At 68.1% G+C, this 23,483-nt stretch carries 14 protein-coding genes; 3 read left to right on the forward strand and 11 right to left on the reverse strand.

Features of this window, described 5'->3' with window-relative positions:
• Nucleotides 1-7: 7 nt before the first annotated feature.
• Both VF106_RS14700 and VF106_RS14705 read left to right on the forward strand, forming a co-directional pair.
• A complete protein-coding gene (locus tag VF106_RS14700; protein ID WP_330840246.1) occupies nucleotides 8-2,053 on the forward strand; it encodes an ATP-binding protein in 2,046 nt (681 codons plus the stop codon).
• A 6-nt stretch (nucleotides 2,054-2,059) separates the two neighbouring features.
• Nucleotides 2,060-2,356 carry a hypothetical protein gene (locus VF106_RS14705; protein ID WP_330840247.1) on the forward strand — a complete coding sequence of 99 codons (297 nt, stop codon included), beginning with the start codon at nucleotides 2,060-2,062 and terminating at the stop codon, nucleotides 2,354-2,356.
• 100 nt (nucleotides 2,357-2,456) lie between these two features.
• Here VF106_RS14705 and VF106_RS14710 read toward each other — a convergent pair whose 3' ends face one another.
• The 3 genes from VF106_RS14710 to VF106_RS14720 form a co-directional block, all read right to left on the reverse strand.
• Entirely contained in the window at nucleotides 2,457-3,236 is a 780-nt protein-coding gene (locus VF106_RS14710) for a transposase family protein (RefSeq protein WP_330840248.1), read from the reverse strand.
• A 180-nt stretch (nucleotides 3,237-3,416) separates the two neighbouring features.
• Nucleotides 3,417-4,004 (reverse strand): HEAT repeat domain-containing protein, encoded by a 588-nt coding sequence (locus tag VF106_RS14715; protein ID WP_330840249.1) that lies wholly within the window; start codon nucleotides 4,002-4,004, stop codon nucleotides 3,417-3,419.
• A complete protein-coding gene (locus VF106_RS14720) occupies nucleotides 4,001-8,098 on the reverse strand; it encodes a hypothetical protein (RefSeq protein WP_330840250.1) in 4,098 nt (1,365 codons plus the stop codon). Before VF106_RS14720 ends, VF106_RS14715 begins: the two co-directional genes overlap by 4 nt.
• Before the next feature lie 134 nt (nucleotides 8,099-8,232).
• Here VF106_RS14720 and VF106_RS14725 point away from each other — a divergent pair, with 134 nt between their 5' ends.
• Nucleotides 8,233-8,676, forward strand: a complete 444-nt coding sequence (locus VF106_RS14725) for a hypothetical protein (protein WP_330840251.1) — start codon at nucleotides 8,233-8,235, stop codon at nucleotides 8,674-8,676.
• 74 nt (nucleotides 8,677-8,750) lie between these two features.
• On the opposite strand, the gene VF106_RS14730 is transcribed toward VF106_RS14725, so the two are convergent.
• The 8 genes from VF106_RS14730 to VF106_RS14765 all read right to left on the reverse strand — a co-directional run bounded on the left by VF106_RS14730 (nucleotide 8,751) and on the right by VF106_RS14765 (nucleotide 23,438).
• A complete protein-coding gene (locus VF106_RS14730; RefSeq protein WP_330840252.1) occupies nucleotides 8,751-11,501 on the reverse strand; it encodes an ATP-binding cassette domain-containing protein in 2,751 nt (916 codons plus the stop codon).
• Complete coding sequence (locus VF106_RS14735) at nucleotides 11,501-12,697, reverse strand: OmpA family protein (RefSeq protein ID WP_330840253.1); 1,197 nt, start codon at nucleotides 12,695-12,697, stop codon at nucleotides 11,501-11,503. Before VF106_RS14735 ends, VF106_RS14730 begins: the two co-directional genes overlap by 1 nt.
• Nucleotides 12,694-14,067 carry a hypothetical protein gene (locus VF106_RS14740; RefSeq protein ID WP_330840254.1) on the reverse strand — a complete coding sequence of 458 codons (1,374 nt, stop codon included), beginning with the start codon at nucleotides 14,065-14,067 and terminating at the stop codon, nucleotides 12,694-12,696. Before VF106_RS14740 ends, VF106_RS14735 begins: the two co-directional genes overlap by 4 nt.
• Nucleotides 14,018-14,896, reverse strand: a complete 879-nt coding sequence (locus VF106_RS14745) for a hypothetical protein (RefSeq protein WP_330840255.1) — start codon at nucleotides 14,894-14,896, stop codon at nucleotides 14,018-14,020. The genes VF106_RS14740 and VF106_RS14745 overlap by 50 nt, the downstream gene beginning before the upstream one ends.
• A gap of 74 nt (nucleotides 14,897-14,970) precedes the next feature.
• The gene (locus tag VF106_RS14750; RefSeq protein ID WP_330840256.1) at nucleotides 14,971-16,458 is read right to left on the reverse strand and encodes a protein kinase family protein; all 1,488 of its coding nucleotides are present in this window, start codon (nucleotides 16,456-16,458) and stop codon (nucleotides 14,971-14,973) included.
• Between the two features lie 385 nt (nucleotides 16,459-16,843).
• Nucleotides 16,844-17,656, reverse strand: a complete 813-nt coding sequence (locus VF106_RS14755; protein ID WP_330840257.1) for a toll/interleukin-1 receptor domain-containing protein — start codon at nucleotides 17,654-17,656, stop codon at nucleotides 16,844-16,846.
• Nucleotides 17,653-20,214: a CHAT domain-containing protein gene (locus tag VF106_RS14760; protein ID WP_330840258.1), complete on the reverse strand. Its 2,562-nt coding sequence runs from the start codon at nucleotides 20,212-20,214 to the stop codon at nucleotides 17,653-17,655. Before VF106_RS14760 ends, VF106_RS14755 begins: the two co-directional genes overlap by 4 nt.
• Entirely contained in the window at nucleotides 20,211-23,438 is a 3,228-nt protein-coding gene (locus tag VF106_RS14765) for a hypothetical protein (protein ID WP_330840259.1), read from the reverse strand. Before VF106_RS14765 ends, VF106_RS14760 begins: the two co-directional genes overlap by 4 nt.
• Between the last annotated feature and the right edge of the window lie 45 nt (nucleotides 23,439-23,483).

Raw genomic sequence — 23,483 nt, forward strand, 5'->3', positions numbered from 1 at the left:
CAAGTCCATGAGTGGTCTGGCGGTCGAACACCTCCGCGTTCGCTTGGCGGAACTACACCAGGCTCTGCGGGTCGCCGTCGACCGCCAGTCACAGGCCGCCGCGTTGCTGACCCGACCGGACCTGACCCCGTTCTGCGTCACCGACGAGCAGGTGGGCGCACTGCTGGACCGGGTGGACGCGTTCACGGAGGCCATGACAGAGCCGCCGGAACCGCCCAAACCGGACCCGGAGTCGGAACAACACCTCAGACGCATGGCAGCGGCGAGGGGCGTGACACTGCCGCTGGACGCACTAGCTACTCGCTTCGGCCTGACCCGTGTCGAACAGAACGCACTGCTGCTGGTGGCGGCGCCCGAGCTGGACCCCGGCTACGAACGGATCTATGCGTACATCGTCGACAACCTGAACCGCCGAGCCCCATCAGTGGAGTTGCTGGTCACGGTGGGCGCCGAAACCCCAGCGGGACGCTTGTCCCTACGCCGAGCCCTTGCCCCGACAGGCCGCCTACGCCGCTTCGGCCTGCTGACCGCACAGGGCGACGAGTTGGCGTTGGGCACCGGTGTCTTCGAGTTCCTGCTGGGCTGGGGCGGCGATGTCAACCTCCTGGGCCACGACCCAGGCGAGGTCGCGGCCACACAGGCGACCTCGCCGCACCTGTCCTCTTCCCGACTCGCAAAACTGGGCCACGCGCTGGCAGCAGGTGACGTGGACGTCGTAGGCCTGTGGGGCTGCCCACCAGACAGCCAACTGGACGCCGCGCAAGCACTGGCAACAGCGGCAGGAAGACCATTACGCCGCCTGACGGCCGACCCGCTGACCGACCTGCGCACTGCAGCCGCACTGAACGCGATGCTGTGGCTCCCCACCGACAACACCCCACCCCACCCCGACGAGGTGTTGTTGAGATCGCGGGTTCCACTGTGTCTGACAGGCATCAACCCGTGGCGCCCACCAGGCCTACTGGCAGCACGAACCTACGCCGAGCTGACGGTGCCCACACCAGGTTTCCCAGAACGCCGAGCCATGTGGTCGGCCGCGTTCCCGGTACTGGCCGCGGATGCGCTGGAAGACCTGGCCGCCCGCTACCGCATGACCGTCGGAGAGCTACGAGCCGTGGTGTCCGTGGCAGACACGAACGCCCGCCTGGCGGGAAACGGCCACACCGCGGCGCACATAGAACCAGCGATAGCCACGGTGACACGGGGCCGCAACAGCGGGGCGGTGCAGTCGATCACCCCACGCCGAACGGCGTCGGACCTGGTGCTACCCGAAGCCCAGATGAACCAGATAACAGAGATAGCCTCAGCCTTCCGAGCGTGGCCAAGGGTGGCGGAAAAATGGGGCTTCGCAAAACGAACCAACCACGGCGGAGTAAAAGCACTGTTCACCGGAGAACCGGGAACAGGCAAAACCCTGTCGGCAGAAGTGATCACCGGAATACTGGGCCTGGAGCTACTGAAGGTAGACCTGGCACAGGTAGTCTCGAAATGGGTAGGCGAAACCGAAAAGAACATGGAGGAGGTCTTCCAACAGGCAGAAGACAGCCACGCGGTACTACTCTTCGACGAGGCCGACGCCCTGTTCGGCAAACGCGGAGAGGTGAAGCACGGAACCGACCGCTACGCCAACCTGGAGGTCGGCTATCTGCTACAACGACTCGAGGCGAGCGAGGGCCTGATAATCCTGACAAGCAACCTCAAGGAGAACATGGACCCAGCGTTCACCCGACGCTTCCACTTCGTCGTCCACTTCCCCCGCCCAGGCGCGGCCGAGCGCCGCAAACTCTGGCGCCTGGCCTTCCCTCCAGAGGCCCCACTGGCGCCCGACGTGGACCTGGACACACTGAGCCGCCTGGACATGACAGGAGCGGGCATCATGGCGGTGGCCCGCACGGCGGCCCTGGCAGCAGCGGACACCGACAGCCCGACAATAGGCATGCGCCACGTGGTGAGAGGCGTCTCCCGCCAGTTCCAGCGCGAGGCGCGGTTGTTCCGGCCCGCCGAGTTGGGCCGCTATGCTGAACTACTAGCCGAAAACGGAACCCCGGGGTGACCGCCGATGCCTGAGATCCTGCCCCCGAAGCACCAGCCAGCCATGCCCGTCACCGCGCAGGAACTCCGCACGGCCGCAGCCGCCGACCGAGGCAAGAAGTCACTGGTCCTGGTTCCAGCCGTCATCGGCAACGCCCAAGCAGCCAAGACCGCGATGGACTCCCAGTCGAAGTCACTGCCCTCCCACGTGGCCTCGACGTTCGCCGCCGGCCAGGACCGCGTCGGCAACGCGGCTGTCGCTGGTGCGGCGATGCGTGTGATCCCGATGGCAGTCCCGAAAAACGAAGGCAGCCCAAGCAGATAGGAGTGTCCATCAGAAACGAACTGGAGGCCAGCCTGACCGTCGGTGCAATCTGTACCGAAAGTTGAGTTCTAAGCCCGGCTTATCGTACACTGAGCCTTTTTCAACCTGCGGTGATCTCGTAGTTCTGTAGCACATGGATGGCTTTGGCGAGGCGGCCAGCGCGGTGCGGGCTGCACCGGAGCTTGTGCAGAATGCGCCAGTACTTGAGTTGGGCGTTGGCGCGTTCACCCGGGCCGCGCAACCGCGCGTGGGCCCGGTTGGCGTCTTTCTGGGACTGTGGCTTCTTCCGTCCCTTATACGGGGTGATCACCTGCTGACCGGACTCGTCATAGCCGTGGTAGCCCTTGTCGCCCAATGCGATCAGCCCGGCGTCGCGGAGTGCGGCCAGGATGTTCCAGATCCGAGCGGCGGCGGTGTCGTGCGTGCTGCCCGGCAGTTGGCCGGACACCCACAGGATCTCCCCATCCGGGGAAGCGATGACCTGCAGGTTCACCCCATGGCGTTTGTGCTTGCCGGAATAGAAGGGCCGGTCGGCGGCGATCCGGTCGATCGGGATCAGCGTGCCGTCGATGATCACGTAGGTCATCCTCTGTCGCTTCGCCTTCCGCAACGCCTCTCGCAACTTCGGAGCACGCTGCGCGAGCAGCTCCACCGTTTCGTTGACATACCGCCAGCACGTGGTGGTCGAGACGTCGAACCCGGCGCCGACCTGCGCGAACGGTTCACCCTTGCGCAAGTAGACCAGCACCAACATGGCTTCCTGGCCCGGGTTGAGCTTGCGCCATATCGAACCCACGTCCCGTCGGTGGGTTCGGATGATGTCGGACACGAAGGTCAGGGTCTGACGTGACAACGGCAGGACGGCACGGTAGAACAGCATGCGAAGCCTTCGGTGATGGACTGCTCTTGGTCGACAGCCCTCCTACCGGAGGCTTCATCTCGTTGTCACACCGACACGCCGACGCTCATCGACACGCGATCTGCATCCCTTGCCCACCAACACATCCAGACCAGGATGAAACAGCTCACTTGTTCAAAACGATCGGATTCCAGAACTCGGTCACCCTTTCGCGCCGTCTAGCAACTGCCGCGCCTTTGCAGCGTGCGATCGTACTTCGGGGTCAGGGTCGTGTCGCGCCAATTCGTCCAGATCGGCGCCGAGGGTCTGCCATCGCGTCAGGCTGGCGGCTTCGATGGCTGTGTTCTTCACTTTCGGGTCACTGCTAGCCAGGGCCTCGCGGATGAGAGCGCACGCGCGGTCACTCGGGTCATGTCCCCCGGCGGCCAGCGCCAGCCGCACGAGGGCGCCGGGGTCCTTTCCCCGGGTACGTTGCGCTCTCTCCTCTAGTTCGGCGAACGGAACTGGCTTGAGCCAGCGGGTTAACCGTTCGACGAGATAATCGAGATGGTCGTCGCTCTCGAGCTGGATATAGCACACCGGCGTCCGGAAGTCGTCTACGATAACGATTTGGTCGTCGCTGCTCAGTTCGATGTAGACGTGTTTGGTCAAATCGATACCCTCGACGGTTTCCTCATAGTCGAAATTGAGCTCCGTAGCGGTATATATTGCGTTGAGTGCCGGTGACAGCCGTTCAAGGACTGAGGCATCACCCGGAGGGATATCAAGAACGAGAATTCTGCTGCTCATCGTGTCTTTCCGTCGTAGTCGCCAAGGAATGCTACCAGTTGGGACCGCAACTTCTGGCTGGCCGCCGCCTGGGTCGACGCGTCACCGACGCCGGCCAGGTGTTCACGGATCCATCCCTTGATGGCCTGGACTAGCGGTTCCAGATTATACCCGGTGGCAGAGATGAAGGGTCTGTTGCCGCTCGCCGCGGCCTTTGCGGCCGCGATGAAGTCGTCAATGATCTGACCGACCCGTTGGTCTCTGAGAATCTTGGCCCGCTCGGCGTAGGTCGTGTAGCGGTCCGCGCGTTCGGCAACGGGCAATTTCCTCGGATCTTTCGCAAAACTCGCCGCGCCTTTCTCAGCCATAGGGGCATGTTTGCCTGCGAGAAAATCGCTCAGCGAGCTCTCGCCCATTCCTAGCATGACGGAGGAGAGCGCTGTCGCAGTGGGGATGCCCCGCTTTCGCGCCGGCTCGATCGCGTGGGCGAGCAACGAGATACGCTTCAGCTTCGCCGCGTACCGGTCCAGCGCCAGTTTCTTGGTTTTTGTCTGGTTGCCGGCTGCCGCGGCGAGTCGGGCAACCAGTTGATCGATAGCCCTAGGACCACCGTCCGCGATAGCCTGATTGATTTCACGCTCGGTGGCGCCGAGTCGCTTGCCCATGTCGATGGCGCTTTGCGCCATCTTGGGATAGGCGGACGGACTCAGGCCCTTCAGCTCTCCAATTACGGTGCCGAGTAGCGGATCCGAGATCCATTCGCGGTTCTTCGGCAGCCGGATGGTTTGCTCGGGTCCGGTGTCCGCGTAGATGTGGGCGTCGCGTCCGGTGCGCCCCGTAGCGCTCCCTGGTTCGGCGTGCCGCAGCGCTTCCTGTTGTTCCATGCGGGTCAGGCCGGACAGCGACTTCGCGCGTTCGTTTTCGATGTCTTCCTTTGCTTTTTCGATCAGTGGCCTGCCCTGCGCGTCGACGCTGGTGATCCTGAGGGTTTTCACGTACGTCTGCTCGGCGTCGTGGAACACCTCTCTCATGACCCTACCGAGGACCTCCAGGTCGATTTTCACACCCTTGGGATCGTCCAGCACCATTTCGGGGTTGACCTTGGCGACGAACGAACCGCCCGCGCCGAGACGCAGGTCCGTAAGCTTGTACTGGCGCCGCCATGCCTTGAGCCTTCGCTTCAGCTGGGCGGAACTGATACCGGCGCGCAACGCGGCGGCTAGCTTCGGCTTGATCGCAGCTGTTGCCCGCTTGAGCAACGCATCCTTCCCTGTAGGCGTCTTTTGATGGTCTGGACGCCGTTTGTCTCTAGCGGGCTTCCTGTCAGGTTTTTTGCGGAACTTGGATTTGAGTTTGTTCCAGAGCTTCTTGACCAGGTCGGCCATCTTCTTGGTGACCGCGTCGATGGCGCGGTTTACTGGGCGGGCGATCTTCTGGAAGATCTGCTTGACCTTGCCGGCGATGCCGCCGATGCCCAGGAGTGCTGCCAGCAAGCCGATCAGGACGGGGATTGCTCGGACCAGGGCACGTTCGATCAGTGCGGGTACGCCGCCAGTCCCACCGCGGGCGATGGCGATCACGGCATCAAGGACCGCGTTGACGAACTCGAAGATCTGACGCGCGTTGGTGACGATGAAGCGGATGATGTCGATGATCATTTTGCAGGCTCGGATGAAGGCCGAGGCTGGGTTGAACAGCGACACGATCCAGGTGACGCCCGCGATGATGATGGTCGGTAGCAGGTAGGACACCAGGTTGCTGATCAGGTTCTTCTTCAGGTCGCCGACGCGGGACTTGAGGTCGTCCCACATGCCGGCCACGCCTCGGCGTTTGACCTGGGAGACCAGGGGGACGGCGGTTTCGGCGGCGACAACCGCCTTCTCCGGAACCCGTCGGACCAGGCGGGAGCGGATGTTCGCCCAGGAGATACCCAACAGCGCGGCGATCAGGGTCAGGATGCCCAGGATGTCGAACGTCTTCGGCAGTTCCAGGCCGACCGACGCGCCGGTGCCCAGCAGCCATGCCAGAACACCCTGTTGCAGGTGCCGGCCGGCGTTCTTCATGAACAGTTTCAGGCCGCCGCCGACGCCGGTGACCAGGTTGCCCAGGAAGCCGATGGGATCGCGGAGGATCAGGCCGATCGCGGACGCGGCCTTGCGGAGAACGTTCATCAGCATGCGACCGAGTTCCTTGATTGTCTCGATCACGTCGCCGATCGCTTCTGCGGCCTTGGTGACCAGGCCCTTGTTCTTTTCCTTCTCCTTCGCTATTTCCGCGTCCACCGACTTGACCGCTTCGGTGTACTTGGTGGCCAGGGTGTCGACCAGCTCGGTTCCCTTGTCGTTGACGGTGTCTTTGAGCTCGTCGAACTTTCCTTCGAAGTCGGAAACGGCTTCTCGGCCTATTGCCTGCAAGTCCTTCGGGAGCTTGTCGACCGCCTCCTTGAGTTCCTTGCGGCCGGCAGCTATTCGGTCCTTGGCACGGTTCAGTTCTCGCTCTACGGTGCCGGCGATGGTCGTGATGACCTGGTCCATCTCGACGAGGTAGTTGTCCCTCGCCCCCTCGTAGATCCGGTTGGCCTCTTCCGGCAGGTCGAACAGCTTGTCCTTGGCCCACAGGAACCCACCGCCTGGACCGCCGTAACGCTCCGCCTTGTAGCGGCGCATTCCGTCTTCGTGTTCCCTGGTGAAGCGGTCTCTCGCGCGCTTCTCGCCATCGGTGAACTGGCGGTCTACTGCCTTGTCCAGGTCGGACAATATCTTCTCAACGTCGCACTTTGTCTGGTCGAAGACCTTTTGCAGGATCGCCGTTACCTGGGTTCGTTTTTCCTCGTCGCGGCTCTTCGTGCCTTCCTTGCCCGTGCCGACCTGCTTGCCGGTCGTCACGCGGGTGGCGTGGATGGCCGTCATGGCGGCCGTGCCCTTGCCGGCGGCCGCGGTCTTGACCTGCTTGAGTTCCTTGGCCTCGCCGGCGCGCAGCTCGCCCGGCGCCTCGGCCGAGTGCGTGTCCATCTCCTTCTTGTCCTGGACCGCCTTGTCGAACGACGGCTCTCGGGAGTTCTCGAGCGACAGTTGCTTCTCGGTCACCTGGGCCGCGGCCATCTGGTCGTTGACCTGCGCCGGGCCGGCCGACATATCGGTGGCCGACGGGGGCAGCGCGTCCGGAGCGGCCTGGTTCGGGTTGGGTGCGCCTGGTTTGCCCGGGACCTGGTCCGGGGCCATCGGCACGACTTCCTTGGCGTCCGGGGCCGGCTGTGGCGCTTCGGCGGTCGTGTCGGCGATCTCCTTCGCCGACGCGTCCTTGCCCTCGCCTACCTTGCCCTGGACCTCTGTCTTGACCTCTTCTGCCTTGCCTGACTCGCCGAACTCGTCCGCCTGTTCGAGGTTCTTCGGCGCGCGGTCCGCGATCGCCTTCTTCACCGCGTCGGCGAACGCCTTCTTGTCGAACGTCTTGGGCTCGGCGGCATCCATGTTCTCGGCGTGCGCTGCCTTGCCGCGGGCCTCCTGGTCATCGGCCGGCGGTACCGCGGCACCCTGTGCCGCACCTGCTTCAGCCACGGGCGGTGGGTGGCTCGTGCCCACCTTTCTCTTCTTGGCGTTGACGTCCTTCTTCAGCGCCTGAAACTTCGGGTCGGCGGCAGGCGAGCGCGCTGGGCCGGCCTCAGCCTTCTTCTCCTCCTTGCCTGGGCGCTCCGCCGCCGGCTTGTCCTTCACCTCGGGTTTGGGCGCCGGTGGCGGGACGGCCTTTGGCTTGGTCCCGCCCGGCTTGGGCTTCGGCGGTTCGGGCTTCTTCTGACCAGGCGGTGCGGGCGCTACCGCCGGCGCAGTGGGGATGACAGTCGATGAGATGGCGGCCGCGCCGGCGACCGCTTGGTTTCCGACAAGGTCTTGCCCTGCCAGCATCATCTGCGCGGTCCACGCGGACGGACGCGCGCCTCGCGGCAGACCATCCAGCGCCGCCGTCATCGCCGTGTTGCCCAGCTGCGACCGGGCGTGCACCATCTCGGCCGGTCCGTGCGCCATCGCGGACCGCGTGCCCGGCCGGTCCAGCTTCGTGGAAGCCGGAGTCGTCACCGCGGGCCGCTTCGCGCGGGCAGCCATCGGTGGCGGTGGCATCGGACGGCACTCCTCCCGCTGCGAAATCCAGCGGTAAGAGTCCCAGTTCAGCCGTCACAGGCCCGTCGCAGAAACGTTGTCAGGCAAGGGCATCCACGCGCCGGACCGCGCCGGCTGGACATCGGTCGGGAGAAGTGGCTGGGCGGCGAACGGACCGGTATCGCGCGTGCGTCATCTGGACCTCGCTGCTCGTCGCGGTACTCGTCATGGGTATCGCGGCTTTGCTCGGCGCGGTCAGTGCCCTGCGCCCGAGAGTGGGTCTGTTCGTCGAACGTTCGGGCGGACGTGCTGATGTTGCTCCCGACCGCACTCGGGATCCTGCTGATAGCCCTGTCGTGGCCGGCAGCCGGCTCGCGGTCATCACGGTGGCCGTGCTGATGGGGGTGCCGTACGCGGTCCGCTTCACCGCCGGCGCGGCGGCCCCGGTCGCGGCCACCGGCCATGTCGAGGCTGCGGCGGCCGGCGGCGAACGGCCGTGGCACCTGGTCGTGCTTCACCGGCCGAGCCGATCGCTCCGTCTCCCGCACGGTCCAGCCCACCGGAAGCCTTGGGCGAGGCAACAACTGAGCCAGCGTTAAGTATTCTGCCGAGGTGATCTCCGGATGCAGGCTTCCGTGACCGGACAATGCGGTCCCGAGATGCCAGCCGAGTACTACCGGCGGTACTTCCGGAGGGACCTACGCAGGAGGAACACGGCTGCCGCCGTGTAACCAAGGGTCAAGGTACCCAGCATCACCATATTGACGGTCCATTGTCCGGTGTGGTGATGCCAGAGTGCGTCCGAGGCAACTCCGGGGGATATCGCCGTCAGGTCCACAGAAGCGGCGGATGTGCTGAACCCCCAGCGTGCCGGGAGGAGCCAGGCCAATGCTTGCTGGAAACGATCTCCATCCAACGAGGTCAGACCACCACTCAGGGCCACCTGGGCGATCGCGGCGGCGGTCGCCAACGTCACGGCTTGTTCCAGGCGCTTGGCCACGACGGAGATGAACAAACCGGCGGACATCGCAGTCACACCGGTCGCCGTCAGGTCCACAGCGAGTTCCACCCGCGGCGACACCACCAGGGCGTGCTGCGGACTCGAGGTGGCCATGGTGAAGGTCGCGGCCACGAGGATGCCCTGCACCACAGCCAGTGCGGCGAAGACCACCCACTTGGACAGCACGACGGCCACCGGCAGGACGCCGGTCCGGTGTTCTCGGTGGATCACCGGGTACTCGGACACGATGTCGCTGTAGGTGAGTGCCTGTCCGCCGAGCATGGTCAGGGTGACCAGGAGGCTGAGGGCGGTCTGCGCCGTGGTCGTCGGCGGGCCGCCCGGGGTCGCACCCCACGGGTCGTCGCCAACCACCAGGCCGGTGAGCAGTGCGCCCAGGACCGCCACGAACACCGGCATCAGCACGGCTCCGACGGCCTTCGTCCAGTCCTTGCCGCCCTGGACGTCGTGGAACGGCGCCCTGGTCACCAGCACGAACTGCCGGTGTACGAGCACGGGCAGCTGCCGCAGCAGCGCCGGGAGCAGCCTGGGGCGCCTGGCGTTCCTCGGCGGCTTGGCCTGCTGTTCCTCCCGGAGTGACTCCGCCGCGTTCTTGGCGTTCTGGAAGGTGCGGCTGCGCTGGTAGGCCAGGACGGCCAGCTCGGGATCCTTCTGCAGGCTCGCCATGAGCGCCGTGTAACCACCGTCGCCCGCGCCGAGGTCGGTCAGGACGGTCCCGGGTGGGCCGAGGTGCACCGGGCGCCCACGGCTGACCACGACGAGCACGTCATCGGCCAGGTCGAGATGCTCGGTGTTGTGGGTGATGGTGATGACGCTCTTGCCCTTCCGCGCGTAGGCACGCAGCAACCGCATCACCTCCTGGTCCTTGGCGGCGTCCAGTCCCGAGGTCGGCTCGTCGAGCATCAGCAGGTTGGGCTCGGCCAGGACCTCGAGCGCGATCGACACCCTTTTGCGTTCGCCCCCGGACAGTGAGGCGACCGAGTTGTCGAGCAGCATGTCCAGCCCGAGCTCTACGCACACCTTTCTGATGCGCTCCGCCCGGCCCCTCCTGCGGTCCCTCGGGCTTCTCAGTCGGTCGGAGAACCTGAGCAGCTGCCGGACCGTGAGGCGCTGGTGCATGGTGCCGTCGCTCTGGGGGACGAAACCGATCGAGTTCCTGATCACGCCGGGGTGCGTCCGCAGGTCGTGGCCCTGGAGGTAGCGTTCGCCGCTGTCGAGCGGCAGCTCACCGAGCAGGGCGCTGAAGAGCGTGCTCTTGCCCGCGCCGGAGGGACCGAGCACCGCCATCAGCGTCCTCGGGCGCTGGGTGAACGTCATGTCGGTCAGCAGCTTCTTGTTGTGCTTGCCACGCGCGGTCAGGCCGAGCACGACGAGCTCGTGCTGACCGAGGAAGCGCACCTCGAGCTCGTCGACGCCGCGGATCAGCAGCTCGTACTCACCGATCTCGAACGTGTCGCCCACCTCGAGGTCGACCCGGCCCACCTGCCGTCCGGCCCGGTACGTTCCGCCGCCGCGCCCATGGTCCTGCAGGCGGAAGCCCGCACCCCGGCGGGTGAGGGTGGCGTGGTGTGCGGCGATCCCGTACCCGGCGAGAACGACGTGCGCGTCGCCGGCCGGTCTTCTCTGCTGTTCGGACCCGATGGTGGTCACCGCCCCGATCGCCACGAGTTCGGGCTCCGGTTGCGGCAGGCGCCAGTCGCCGAGTTCCTCCGGCTCGTCCAGCGTGTCGAGGTCCATCAGCTCGGTCTCGTCGAACCCCGTCACCGCCCACCCTGGGATGGCCGGGGCGCGGCTGTCCATCGCCACGTTGACCCAGTCACCCTCGGGGTGGCTGCGGACCAGCCGCCTGCGGTACGCCGAAAGCCTGCGGTGGGCGTGTTCGTGGACGCGCCGCACCCGAACACCTGCCACGACAGCCTCACGTTCCGCCGCTTCCACGGCGGCGGCGAGTTCGGACGCGACCGCGTTCGCCGCCCGGTCCCGGGACTCGACCAGCTGCTCGGCGGTCCGGACCGCGCGTGCGTGTTCACGCAGCCTGCGCAGCCGCACGACCGCGGTCGTGCGGTGCTCCTCGCCTGGTCGCCGCCGCTCGAGTTCGGCCGGGGAAGGCGGTCCGTCCAGTTCGGCCAGTGCCGCACGCGCCGCAGTCACCGCGTCGACCGCGTGTCCTAGGCGCACCTGGATCGCCGCGATCCGTTCGAGCTTGTCCGCCCTGCGGGCCTCGAACTCGAGCCGTTCCCGCTCGAAGGAGTCCTGGGTCCTGCGGATCAGCACCTCCCTGTGCGCGGTGGTGGCGATGCCCCTCCTCGGCACCGGCACCCCGGCCACACCGTCCCGCCAGCCCTGGTACCAGTCGGACAGCCGGGCGAAGGGCCCGTACCGGATGGGGGCCGAGTCGTCGCGCATCAGTCCGTGCACACCAGACGGACGATGACCTTGCGGTTGTTCGCGGCCGGGCCCGGCAACAGCTCACCACCGGGCCCGTGGTCCTGCTGGTAGCCGTCGAACCGGCTGCCCTGTCCGGTCGTCGTCAGCCGGCCCTCGGCGATGCCGAGGTCGACGAGCACCCGCTGGACCGCCGCCGCCCGCCGCTTCGACAACGCCACCTGCCCGTCGTACCCGCCGACGTTCGCGGTCGTCCCGATCAGCTCCGCCCGTTGACGCCCGTCCCGCATGACGTCGGCCACCTGCCCGATCGTCTTCCTCGCGGCGCCCTCGTCGACGAACACGTCCTCGTCCGGCCGGAAGCCGACGTCGTTGCGGTCGTTGAGCACCGTTTCCCCGCAGGGCCGGGGCGCCGGCGGGGGCTCCGGCACCGGCACTGGGGTGACGGCGGGCACGCCGGGGACAGGCTTGGCGACATCTGCCGGTGTGTCGACCACCTCGACACACGCCGCGCCGCCCGCCTCGGCGATCTCGCTCCAGATGTCGATCACCCGTTGGTGCAACCGCTGGTCGAGTGGCTCCTGCGGTGCGACGACGTTGCCCAGCCCGACGAGCATGACGTTCCTGCCCTCGAGGTCCGGCAGGAGCTCGAGGGCGCGCAAGTGCTCGACGACCTCCTTCGGGTCGGCGTTGAGAAGCGCGCCGTCGTCGTCCTGGAACCGCAGTGGCGCGACGGTCTGCAGACCGGAGTCGAGGAGCACGACGTTGCCACCGTGGGGTGTGGACCGCCCCGCGAGGGTCAGCGCGGTGAGCGGGTCGGCCTCGGCCGTCTTGGCCTTGGACGCCTCCGCGAACGCCTGCCCCAGGTCGCCGACGAACCGGCGGAAGTCCTTGTCGGTGGCGACGGAGTTCTTCGCGGTGGTGGTGAACGCCCGCGCGAAGCTGACCTCGGGCTTCCCGTCGGCGCGGATCAGGGTGATCTTCTCACCGGCACGGCCGGTGCGGTCGATGAGCGTGTTGACCTCCGCCGGCATCTCGGGGGCCGGGTTGTTGGCACGTGCGCCGACCGCGGCGACGAAGGGAAGGTCCGAGTTCACCAGGCATTCCGGCGTCGGCGTCGGCGACGTCTCCGCCGTGGTGCAGGCGGTGGCCGCGATACCGGCGGACAGCACCGCGGTGACGATCCTCGCGCGGAGGTGTGCTGGTCGGTGGGTCATTCTCGTGCTCCGGGGGATGTGTTGCCGTTGACCTGAGAGGTGTTCCCGTTGCCTTTCCGGAACTCCGGGTAGGGCAGCCGGTCCTGCGTGAACAGCGCGTCGGAGAACGCCGGGTCCTGGACGTGGTCGGCCATCAGTAGCCGGGCGTGCTGCTTGAGCTCCTCGGCGAAGTGCCTGCGGCGCCTGCGTTCCCGGTCACGGAGCCGGCGCGCCTTGACCAGAGCCTTCTTGAAGTGCCGCAGACGCTTCAGTACAGCCGTGCGCACCCCGGCCATCTCACCCGCGAGCGCCGAGGAGGACTGGTGTTTGGACCTGACGGTCCGGTACTCACCGGCCCTCGGGTTGTGGGTCACGTACGCGCCGATGGCCGCGACGAGGCCGGATCCGATGAACAGCGCGAGGAACAGCACCGCGGCGGGCATTGCCGTCGCGTCCACCGGGTCCGATGTGGACGGCTGGTCGACCGTCGACAGGCCCACCTGTGGCGCCTGGACGTCGGCCTCGGTGATCACCAGGCGAACCCAGAACGCGACCGCGCCGATCGACGCCCAGCCGAGCGTGGCGAGCACGACCCACGTCCACCGCGCGGCACCAATGCCGGCGATCCGGTCCCGGACCATCGTGCCCACGCTGTGCGCGAGGTAGAGCACGGTGACCGTGAGGCCGATGACGACGGCGAAGGAGACGATCCCCGGCTGGTTCGCCATGACCAGCTGGACGACCTGGGCGAAGGCGCCGACGTCCGCGATCGCGGCGACCAGGAGGACCGCCACGTGCGCGAAGATCCCGGCCGGTCGCCCGGCCACCAGGCTCGGTGCGCGGTACCCCTGGTCCGGACGACGTCGTGCGGACCGCGGCTGCTGCGGCGGGTCGGGTGTGGCGCCCGGGTCAGAGCCACCCTCGTCCGGCTCCGGACCGGACGCGTTAGCGAGGGACTGCCCGTTGGCGGTCCCTGGCTGAGCCGGGGCGGCGTTCAGTTCGTCGAACGCGTTGCGCCGCGCGGTGGAGAGCTCGCCGAGCCGGCGCGTTTCCGCGTCGTGCAGCCGGTCCAGCTCGGCGAGTGCGGCCTCGGCGAGACCGATCTCGCGCCGCACCTGGTGGCGGTAGGTGTCGAACTCGCCGTCGACCTCGTCGATCCACTGATCGGCCCAGGAGTTGATGAGGTTCATCGGCACGTGCCCGGTGGCCTCGTCGAAGGCGTTCGGGAGCAGTCCGGACACCACCTTCCCCACCTTGTCGCGTGCGGCCTGCTCGTCCACCTGGGTGGGTGTGAACTCCGGGGGGTCCGGGTACGGCCAGCCGGTGCCGACCGGCTGGCCGTCAGGCGCGGCTATCCGGCGCAGTCTGTGGCGCCGTGACCTGAGGATCACCGTGGCCTCCTTTCTCGTCTCGCCCGGACGACGTCGCGTCCGTGTCGTTGTCACCAGGCAGGGTTTCGCGGACGGGCACCGGGCTCGGTGCGTCGTCGCGGGCCCAGTCGGGAAGGTCGGGGCCCACTCGGGCCAGCGCGCCGTTGAGCAGGTCGCCCTGCGGATGTGACCGGACGAGCTGTCGCCAGTACACGTTGGCGCGGCGGTGGGCGTGTTCGTGCAGCCGGTGCACCCTGACGAGGGTGAGGCGCCACCTGCCGCGCACCGTCCTGTCGATCTTGTCGAACGCGGCTCTCGCCGTCGCGGCCGCCTCCTCCGCGGCGGTGAGGCGTTCCTCGACCTGGCGGAGACGGCGCTGGTGCTCCCCCAGCCTGCGCCGCCGCACCAGTTCGTCGGACAGGTCGCTCTCGGCGATCCGGCGGACGGCGAGCGCGGACGCCGATGGCGGCTCGCCTGCGGTGGCGCGCTCGTGGCGCAGCGCGGCCACCTTGACCTCGGCCCCCCGCATCTGTTCTTCCGCCTCGGTCTGCCGGCCGTACAGGTCGTCGCAGAACGCCAGGAAGGCACTGCGCTCGCCTTCCATGCGACCGTGGTGATGGTGCCGGATCTGTTCGAGCCGATGGGTGCTGAACTCCGCGGCGGTCTCCGCCTCCGCGTGTCCGGGACCGACGCCGACGTCCAGCACTTCGGCCGGCACGGACGGGATGCCGAGCAGGCCGTCGCGGCGGCCGGTGAGCCAGTCGGCCAGTCGCTCGACGATCGAGTACCGGATCGCGCGGGCAGGCGGCGCGAGCCAGGGATGCCCGTCGTCCCTTCTCAGCGACCACATGGCTGGTCCTCCTGTGGAATGGTTCGGGTGGTCGTCACCCCGGAGGGCGGCGCTGTTCGGTGGTGTGTGAGCACTCATCGGGCCAGGAGCTCACTCGCTTCCCGCGGTGTGAGGCCCATGTCGGTCAGGGCGCGGGCCGGGTCGTCGACCGCGAGGTCCGTGTGCGCGACCTCCGCCGTGGGCTGCTCGGTGAACAGGTAGACCTGGTCGGCCGCGCCGACGACGCAGTGCTTTTCGGCGCAGGCCACCCAGTCCGGTACGAGGAAGGAACCATCGAGGTAGGCGTGGAACGCCGGCGAGCCGTCGTTCGCGTCGACCGGCCACCCGGCACCGACGTCGGTGGACGCCGGTTCGTCGCTCAACGAGGTCGGCGTGGCAGCCGTGGACGTGGCGGGTGTCGTCGGACCGGGTGTGGGCTCGCTCGTGGGCACCTCGACGGCCAGCGTGCTGCTCGGCGTTGCGGGCCCACCGTCCGGGTTGGCAGGGACGAAGATCGGGAGCACGGCGGCCAGAACGACCGACGCCAGTCCCGCGACGGCGGTACGCGTCGCCATGCGTGGCACCGGTTTGGCAGCCGGCCGCGGCGGGTCCGGCCGCGGCGGCTGCCAGCCGAACTCACGGCCCACGACACGCAGCCGCTCGACGAGTGCCGTCGAGTCCGGCCGGTCAGCGGGTTCGCCGGCCAGTGCCGCGGCCAGGATCTCGCGAAGCCGGTGCGGGCACGACTTCAGGTCGGGCGCCGACTCGAACGCGCGACCGGTGGCGGCGAAGAACACCGTGCACGCCCATGTGAACACGTCCGCCTTGGCGCTGCCGGAGTCGTCCCCGAGTGGCTGTTCCGGCGCCAGGTAGTCATCACCACCCTGGTGGTTCACCAGGGGGTCGAACGCGAGCAGCGCGACACGGGAGTCGCTCACCACCACCTGGTCCGGCCACACCCGGCCGTGCACGGCGTCGCGAGCGTGGATCTCCCTGAGCGCCAACGCTGTGCCGATCGCGACGTGGAACAGGGCGGTGCCGTCCAGAGGTCCCAGTCGCAGGACCCGTGCCGCGAGCGGCTCGCTCCGGTCCAGCTCCGTGACGACGTACTCGAACTGTCCTGCGCGGCCGATATCCATGGGCTGCGCGAGGTAGCTCGATCCGATCTCCGCGAGCGGGTGCGGCACCCGCCTGGCCTGCCGACGGGAATCCTTGTACGCCAGGGCGAGCACGGTGAGCCTGCCGCGGTCGTCACCGCGCCGTACCTCGTACTCGACGGTGTGGCCGAAGCCTGTGCGCAGCCGGCCGACCACCGTCCAGCCCGCGAACCGGTCGCCGGACCGGAACGGCCTGCGGTGCGGCACACCCATGGCGCCTGCGCGAATCTCGGCGGTGACCAGGAATCCGACCACCACGAGGGCGAAACCCGCCCCAATGGCCACCCCTCCCAGCAGGTTGTCGTGGCTCAGCACGCCCACCAGGGCGCCGACCGCGGCGCCGACCGGTAACCCGATCACGAGGGGCCCACGCACGACCTCGACGAACGTCCGCCGTCCCGGCCTCGTGCCGTTACTTGTGGTCATCACGGTCGTGGATCGCCGCGGCGCCAAGGGGGTTGGCCGGTACCGCGGTCGTCGACGAACATCCCAACCATGCAGATGGCTCCCTTTCCGAGAAAAAACGCTCAGCCCACTGGCCTCCTCAATCGGCGGCCGATATTCGGCTGCTACATGAGCTCCGTCCGCGTGCTACATCGTGACCCGGACAGGAGGCATCGCGACACCAGAGGGGAGTCACTGTGTCCGGTGGCTGTGGACCAAACCTTGATCGGACATGTATTCGCTGGCCAGCAGCCTGTTCATCGTGCGTGGAACACAAGGAGCACGTCGTGCGACGATGTCAACCAATCCCCCGCGCGGGTGATCCGACTTCATTTCTCCCGTTCACTTCGCCCCCAATTTCTCCCGCTCACTTCGCTCCCATTTCAGATTTCAGGTGACCGAAGGCCTCGTGGACCAGCCGCCGCTTCATACTCCCGTTCAGCACGCCGCTCTCGTGCCGGTACTCATCGGCTCCGCCTGTCCACTGAGGACCAAACCATTCCGTCCGCACGACGAGGTCGACCACCTGGCCGGGCTCGGCCAGTGGGACCGGCAGCGGTGTGTTGTCGGGCAGCGGCCTGCCGTCGTACTCGAGCCGGTAGAAGAACCGGGCACCGACCTGTCCGCCGAACGCCGCGACCTGGTTCTTCAGGCCGAGTTCGGCTCGTACGGCGTCCATCAGACCGCGTCCCGTGATCTCGGGCGGCACGGTCACCACGTAGGTGACCGCGAGTGCCTCGTTGTGCACGTGGATGTCCACCCCACACGGCGGGTCCTCTCGCCGGTCTCGTCGCCACGTGGCCAGTAGGCGGTCGACGACCACCGACCAGTCCCCTTCGAACTGGACGAAGCTGCTCGCCTGGAGCATGACGGGCAACGTGCTCTTGTCCAAGGTGACCACGATGAGGAACGGGCGGGGCTTCCCCACGCCACGCATGAACGCGGAGGTCCATTCCGCCGTGGCGAAATGGTTGGTCGAGGTGTGGTGTGACCACAGGAGCACGAACCAGTCGGCTTCGCTGATCGCGTCGTTGATCGTGCTCACGATGTTCTGCCCTGGCGCGATGTCCCGCTCATCGAGGAAGGCCACGACATCGCGTGCGCGGAGGTGCTTGCGGAAAGTCTCCGCCGTCGGCCGGTCCGCGCCCGCGAACGACAGGAACACCGATGGACTACTCACGGCACGCGCCTCCACAAGTTCGGCACCCGGCACAGCAGGCGCGTGATCGCGCCGGCGCGGGTCTGATGATCGGGGTTTCCGTACAGCACCCAGCAGGCCCAACGGGCCGGGTGCCGGTGGAACGACACGTCGGCCGGCATGCCCCGGGCCACCTCACACGTGTCGGCCTGCGCTCGTTGGAGTGCGACGTCCCGGGGCCAGGCACGCAGGTAGCGCAGAAAGCGATCGAGTAGCGCGGCGGTCGTGGCGTCGTGCGCCACCCATCGCGCCGCCACCACCGCTGAGGCGCCCGCGTCCATCGCGGACCGCGCGAACCCCGTACGCGCCTCTCTCCCCCGGTGCTCTTCCCGGCCGGACTCGCACGCTCCCAGCACGACCGTTCCGCATCCACGCAGGTCCAGCCGCGCCAGCCCTTCGGGAGTGAGTCGTCCTGCCGCGCCCTCCGGTGCCAGTTGCAGCCACGACTGACTGGTGGGATCGGCTTCGTCGTACCGGCCGTGCGTGTCGATCCGGAGCAGGTGGTGATCCCGGTTCGCCAACTCCGTGCTCAGACCGCTGACCGTCGCCGCTCGCCCTGCCAGCAGCGTGCGCCCACTATCGTGCGCCACGGCCGTGTCCCTCCCCGGCCGGACACACAGCTGCCGCTGACCGCGTTGACCTCGCGCACGCTCACGCAGGTGGTGCCGGACCGAAAGCGAGGGCAGGTCGGAGAACGCGAAGCGGTGCACGAACCGCTCGTCGGTCCCTGGGAGCACGACCGCGGGCAGTGGGATGTCCGCGAGTTCCCTCGCCACCACGACCGCGACCCGCCGGATGCGCGAAGGAAGTTCCTTCGCCACACCATGGAGACCCGCCAGCGCGGCCACCTGAGCGAGGGAGTTCTCGAACTCCCCGGTGACCAAGCTGATCTCCAGCACCTGGGGGTTGCTCCAACAACCGCGGTGCCGGTCCACCGCGGCGGTGAGCTCCTCGATCCGGAGCGGGAACGAGATGTGCCGTAGCAGATCGCGGGCCACGACGGCGTGGTGGACGCGCTCAGGTGTCACGTGCGTGAACCAGACAGCCTGCCGGCGGGACAGCGTGCTGGTCACCTCGCTCACCCACTGACGGCACGCCACGAGGTCGAGGGGACTGGGGAGGGGTCGGTCGCCCGCCGGGGCCGGCCCGAGCCGGCCCCGGGCGATCTCCATCGCGACGACGACGGCCGCCGTCGCCGCGTCGTCCTCGGTGCGCGCCGCCGCGGCTCCCGCGGCTGTGACCATGCTGTCGTGTTCGGTGGCGGCCTCGGTCACGATGCCGAGACGCACCTCTTCGGACTCCTGCCGCTCAGCGATGCGCTCTTCCAGCGCGTACGCCTCGGACCAGCACTCGGCGGCCCGGTCCCCGTCACCGCGCTGGTAGGCGGTCTCGCCCGCCAGTCGCAACGCCTGTACGCGGATCTCGGTCAGTGCCAGCGGCGCGGCCACGCGGATCGCGGTGTCGAGGTGTTCGACGGCCGCGCTCAGGATCGGCTGCTCTCCGGTGTGCCAGGAAAGGGCGACCCTGGCGGACAGGAGGTGCCACGTCGCTGTGTCACGATCCGAGTGGAGGTCCGGGTACACCTCACGGAGCAACGCGCCTGCTTCGGGGAAGCGCTGCCGCCTGACGAGTTCGGCGACACACTCGAGTCGCCGGCCGGGCCGAAGGAAGTGGGACGGGCCGGGGACGTCCCCGGCCGACAGGCAGGCGAGCACGGCGAGAAGTTCCCGATCACCCGACGACGCCGCCTCCTCGCGCAGCCGCGGCAGCAGTCGTGCGGCCGCGTCGTGCTGCCGGGTCAGGCGGAGCAGTTGGTAGCACTCGTACAGCACCGGGGGCCGGAGGCCGGGATCGAACTCCTCGTCGTCCAGGACGCCGCGGACGATCGCAAGGGCGCTTTCGTAGCGCAGCTGCTCCCGGCACGCGGCGGCAAGCGCCAGCCGGCCGGCCACGGTGGATGGGAGGTGGTCACCGGCAGCGCGCGGGGCGTGCCCGATCGTGCGCCGGTCACCGTCCACATAGGCCACTCCGCCGCTGTTGTCGGTCGAACGGAACGCCTCGCGTGCCTCTCCCAGCAAGGCGTCGGCCTCGTCGACGTCGCCCTGGGCGGCGGCCCAGTACGCCTCCACCCTTGCCAGACGGGCGCGTTCGTCGTGGCTGAGCGGTCGCCTTCTGGCCCGCGACACCTCGGCCGTCGTCCTGCTCTCCTCCGCCGCCTCGGCGAACCTGCCCGACGAGCTGAGGATCTCCGCCCGGAGCGACCGGAACTCGACCTCACCAGTGGTGAACTCGCGCAGGTAGCTGTCGCATCTACGCAACGCCTTGGTGGAATCGAGCAGCCACAACCGGGCGACGTGGTCGAACGCCAGTGCCTGCCGCAGCTCAGGCTCGTCGCCCGCGAAGCCGACCGCGCGTTCGTACTCGGCGTCCACGCCGTCGGCGTCCCGCAGGGCGAACATGTCGGCCGCTCGTTGAACCGCCTTGCCGACGTCCGAGTCGGACCTCATCGCGAACGAACGGAGCGGGTGTTCCTCGGTCACTGTCCACACCCTTGGTACTCGTCCTGCTCCTCTTGCTCGTCTTCTGCGGTGTCGACGGGGCAGACGAGCCGGATGATCGGCCCTCCGCCACCCCTGCCCGCACCGCTGCCATCGCCCCCGCCTGGCCCGCCGCCACTCCCGCCACCCGCCGGAGGAGTGCCCGTGCCAGTCGGTCCCGGTCCGATCCGGTGCCAGAGAGCGCCGCGGTAGTGCACGATCGCGGGCACGCGTGGCCCGGTCTCCGAACGGATGGTGACCACGTTCACCTTGCGGTCGCGGGGAATCTTCTCCGGCACGACAACCCCGTTGTCCACAGGCATTGACCGCGCCATGTCCCTGTGCATGTACACCTGCGCACCGGAGCCGTCGTCCGCGAGCAGGTCCGCGAGGTTCACGTCGTTCTCCCGCGCCTCCACGCGTGCGCTGTCGCTGATCTTCGCGATGTGCTCGAACCTCCCGCCCTCCAGCTCGAAGATCGGCGGCGACCGTCCACTGTGCACACTCTGCGCGTGGGCCACGAGCGCGTACACCGGATCGCCACTGCCGAACAGGACAAGGTTGTCGCGGCCGATCAGCACCGCCCCGTCCGGGCCGAGCAGCACGCCGCGGTAGAACGAGTCGGCGGACTCACGCAGGTCCGCGAGGACCGGCGCGACCGCGCTGTCGAAGGTCCGCAGGAGCGCGGCGCCCGGCACCGTGCCATTGATGCCCAGGTAGCGGTCGTCGCTGGGCACCACGGCCGTGTCGCCGTCGACGAACAACGCGGAGTGCTCACCATCCGCCATCGTCACGGTGATCCGCGTCGCATGCGTGCCCGGCGGGTTGGCGGGCCGAACGACGGGCAGGCCGCCGCCGGCGGCGGGAACGCTCATCCACGGCGCCACCGGACTCGGTGGCGGCACGAGCTTCCCGTTCCCGAGCACCGGCTTCGAGGTCGTGGGATCGACGTAGCCGTACCGGAAGGCCGGACCACCTGCCGAGGAGTCCACCACGTCGGTCGACAGCCATCGCTCGCCGGTCCGGTACAGCATGCGGCCGTCCGCCAGTTCGACGGCGAGAAGGACGTCGCGAGGCTCCGGCCGTCCCGACTTTCCCTTCTGGATCGACTCGAGCACGGCGCGCACGCGGCTCATCGATCCGCGTGCCCACCACAGGAGCACCTGCGTGCGGGACGTCTTCGTGCTCACCAGCTCGCCGACCGGCTCGCCCTGGTAGGCGAACGCCTGGTGCAGTGTCCCGTTCTCCGCGTGGAGCTCGTTCCGCAGCTCGCGCGGGCCGTTCGCGCCGGTCAGGTCCTTCAACGCACCGAACGACGCGTTGCGGCTCTTCGGCGCGACGACGTCGGTGACGGCGTGCCCGTCCTCGGTACGCGACAAGGTGCGGTCCACGAGGTTGCCGAAGGCACGCGCCTCGTCGACCGAACCCTGAACGATGTGCCCCGTACCGCTCGCCGGATCGAACGCCGACCCCTCGTCGAAGGCACCCGCGCGAGCGACGGAGTCGGGGAGGTCGGCGCGCAACGTGCGGTCGCCGCGGCGGTTGAGCGAGTCGGCCAGCGACACGCCGCCGACCAGCCACGGCTCCCCACAGTCCACAAAGAACGCGGACGGCGCGGTGCGGACCGCCTCGTGCTCCACGGACGGGGACGTGACGAACGCGATCGGCTCCGTCTCCCGCAACTCGTTGTTCGCGTACCAGTCGTCGAAGCGATGGGTAGCCGTCACACGGTCGTGGTCGGGGCGGGGCAGATTGGCGCCGGCCCGCATGACGAGCCATTCGAGCGCGCCGCTCCACCGCATGATCTCCTCGAGGCGGCGATACTGTGGCTCGTAGTCCCCGATGACCTCGTAGTGCTGGTCCCACCAGCGCAGTCCCCTGGACATCAGATAGCTCGACTCGGCCTCGGTGCCGCTGGTGGACACCGAGAACAGCTGGGTCGCCCTGGCGCCGAGGCTGACCTGCTCGTCGGTGAAACGGAACCCCGTGTCCCGCTGCCCGAACCACAGCCTGGTGGACTCGTTGGCCTCGGTGGCCTTGTCGCAGAAAGCTGGTGGCGTCGGCGACCTGGTGTTGGCGGCGAACCCGCCGACGGTCGCGGGTGGCACACCCCTACCGACGCCGGTCAACCAGCTCTTTGCCACGAAATCCGTGTAGAACAACGTCATACCGACCGCGGTGCCCGCGAGCCACCCGTCGTAGCGCGCCGTGCTGAAGACAGGCCCACCGCGGAGGGCGAGCCTCATGCTCCAGAGTTGGGAGCGGTCGGCGGGCAGGCCGGAGGTCGGCCGTGACTCACCCTCGCTCTCATCGTCCAGGGCCTTGTCGATGTCGAGCAGGAGATCCTGCTCCGACGCGTAACCCGAACCCGCCCAGTCGCCGGTCGAGATGCCACTGACCAGTTCGGGGGACACATCCGGCAGAGCGGCCGCCAGGTCCTCCTCGGACCTGGTCACGACCGGGTCGAGGGAGAACCCCGGCAAGCCGTCGGAAGGGTCTTCGTACCCTCGCTGCACGGCCCAGACGTCCTCGACGTCGAGGCGAGCGCCCGCACCGTCCGGCCAACTCCAGCCGCCCGCCCACGTCTCCGAACCCCGCGTCCGCACCCAGGACAGGCGCCGGCTCCTGGCCAGGAAGTCAGTCAGCCCGTCGAGCTGGTCCACCCTGGCGATGAAGTACCCGTTGTCCGCCCGCACCTTCGCCGCGGTTTCTTCTCGACCGGCCCACAGACCGATGGTCTGGGTCGCGCGATCGATCCGGTATTCGTGCACCTGGACCCGCTGCGGATCCGCACCGGCGTCCGTTCGGTACTGGTCCAGCTCCGTACCGATGGACCTTGCCCGGAACTGGTCGTCATGCGGCACGAGGATGTGCAGCACACCCCTGCCGTCGAACACGGACCGACCGGCACCGACGGGTTGACGAGCGATGTCACCGAATGCCGCGTCCCGCACAGGGAACGTGTCGTAGAAGGCGTCCCGCAACCTGGCGGTGTCCATTTCCAGGTGTGACGCGAGCCCGAAACGGGCCCAGTCCCGTATCTGTTCGGCAGCCTCGGACTCGTCGAGACCGGCCAGTCCGGCACTCGCCCCCGCGTACGAGATCTCGACATACTGCCCGTCCTGGACCGGCTGACCAGGGACGTTCGCTGGCTTCGAGCTCGTACACGCGGTCGACAGCAGGCCACCGATCAGCACGACCGCCAGCACCGACCGCAGCCTGCGCATCAAGATGTCCTGCGACAACAATTCGTGCACATCCCCTGCCTGTGA

The organism is Actinophytocola sp. (assembly GCF_036378875.1).
Taxonomy (GTDB): Bacteria; Actinomycetota; Actinomycetes; order Mycobacteriales; family Pseudonocardiaceae; genus Actinophytocola.